This is a genomic window from Zoogloea sp. (assembly GCF_041911615.1).
GTDB lineage: Bacteria > Pseudomonadota > Gammaproteobacteria > Burkholderiales > Rhodocyclaceae > Zoogloea.
In genome coordinates this window covers 1-1965 of sequence record NZ_JAYROR010000067.1, presented here as the reverse complement: position 1 = coordinate 1965, position 1965 = coordinate 1, and the positions used below count along the sequence as shown (strand labels likewise).

General features: G+C 72.4%; 3 protein-coding genes. All 3 read right to left on the bottom strand.

The window, feature by feature from the left end:
- Positions 1-881: hypothetical protein (locus ACE3P2_RS07895; RefSeq protein WP_374263081.1), on the bottom strand; the 881-nt coding region annotated here is incomplete at its 3' end.
- A gap of 40 nt (positions 882-921) precedes the next feature.
- Complete coding sequence (locus ACE3P2_RS07890; RefSeq protein ID WP_374263078.1) at positions 922-1404, bottom strand: phage tail protein; 483 nt, start codon at positions 1402-1404, stop codon at positions 922-924.
- A partial coding sequence (locus ACE3P2_RS07885) for a phage tail sheath C-terminal domain-containing protein (RefSeq protein ID WP_374263075.1) occupies positions 1404-1965 on the bottom strand: 562 nt, incomplete at its 5' end. The genes ACE3P2_RS07890 and ACE3P2_RS07885, both read right to left, overlap by 1 nt.

Genomic DNA, 1965 nt, shown 5'->3' with positions numbered 1-1965 from the left:
TTGGGGGTGACGCCGGCGGCGGCAAGCCCCGGCGAGGTGGGAGGCAGGCTGAGGCCGCTGCGGCCCAGGTCTGAGCCGGTGCCGAGGGCGGCGGCGCCGAAGAGGTCGACCGCCGCACTGGCGTCCAGGTCGATGCCGGCGCCCGTCGCCACGCCGATGTCGGCCGATAGCCCGAGGCTGGCGGACAGGCCGACCTGGGCCGAGAGGCCAGCATCGAGCCGGACGTCGATGCCGGCGGCGAGGCTGAAGCCGGCGGACAGGTCGAAGCCGCTGCCATCGCCGCCGCCGAGGAGACTGCCGGCGCCGGCCGCGGTGGCCTGGGCGCGGGCGTCGGCGGCGGCCTGCTCGATGGCCTGGCGACGCTGGGCGGCGTCGGTGGCGGTGAGTTCGTAGCGGAATTCCTGCTCGGTGAGGGTGAGCTGCACCTTGGAGCGCAGCGGCACGCCGCTCGGGCTGAAGTAGTCGAAGACTTCCTGGTGGCTGCTGATGACGCCGTTGAAGATCAGCGTGCCCCAGCGGAACTGGACGCGGCGTGGGGCTTGTTCGCGGCCGCTGCCGAACACCAGCAGCAGATCGGCGATGGGTTTGCTGCGGGTGCGCACGTCGAGCATCTCTTCGCCGCCGCTGCCGCCACCGCCGCCGCTGTCGCGGGGGCGGGTGGAGTCGAAGACGCATTCGAAGCTGAGGGTGGCCTTTGAGGCGCCGACGTTCTGCACCTGCTGGCGGCCGCGGCGGCCCTTGTCCTTCTGCTCGCCGCCGGAGACCTTGAGAGTGAGCGTCTCGGGGTTGAAGTCGAGGGCGATGGCGCGGCTTTCCTCGGCGTTGCGGCCGCTGGCGTCGAAGGGCACGAGCCGCGCGCGGCTGAACTGGGCGGTGCTCATGGCGCGCTCCCGGGGTGGCGGGTGGGGTGGGCGAAGGGGCTCACGATGGCTCCCGGTGCAGGCCTTCGTGGACGATGTGCAGCTCTTCGAGGGCGACTTCGCGACTGTTGGCGGCATTCAGGTCAATAGCCTTGACCTTTGTCGCGATGCCGTTTTGGAAGTGCCACACGCCGGCGCCGCTGGCACTGCTGTCGGGCTGCAGCACGCGGACGGTGCCGGCGATGTAGGGCAGCGGAAAGCTGCCGTCCAGGCAGCGGCGCACCCAGTCCCAGAAACCGGGGTCGAGGGACAGGCCGCGCTTGAGCACGAGCGGCGGGTGGGTGGTCTTGCCGACGAGCTGGCGCACGCCGCGGTTGTAGCCGCCTTCGCGCACGGCCACGGGTTCGATGTTGATCTCGAGGCCCTGCACCTCGGAAAACGCGCCGCGGCGTCCGCCCAGGGCCAGGCCTTCGTCGCCGCCGAGGCCCGAGAGCTCGATCTGCACGGCGAAGTTGAAGTTGGTGAGGAAGGGTTGGACGGGCATCAGCGGACCTCGATGCGGGGATCGCCGGCGGTGCTGCGCACCAGCGCGAAGACGATGAACTCGGCGGGCACGGCGGGGGCGACGCCGATCTGCATGACGGCGCGGCCGGCGTCCAGATCGGCCTGGCTGTGGGTGCTGGCGTCGCAGCGCACGAAGAAGCTGTCGGCGTCGCTGCGGCCGGCCAGGGCGCCGGCGTTGAAAAGGGCGGTGAGGCGGCGCTGGGCGGTGCGGGTCATGGCCGACCAGAGCAGCGCGTCGTTGGGTTCGAAGGGGGCCCAGGCGAGGTCGGCGGCGAGCTGGGCCTTGAGCCAGTCGATGAGGCGGCGCACCGACAGGTGGGTCCAGTCGGGATCGGTGGCGGTGCTGCGGGCGCCCAGGAGCATCAGGCCGCGCTCGGTGCGGCGGATTTCGTCGATGCGCGCCTCGAACAGGAAGCCGGGGTCGGGCAGGCCGGCGGCGTCGGCGCGGGCGAAGGCGCCCTGCACGTCGCGGTTGGCGGGGGCGGCCCACACGCCGATGTCGTTCTCGAGGCGGGCGGCGATGCCTGCGGCGGCGGCGGCG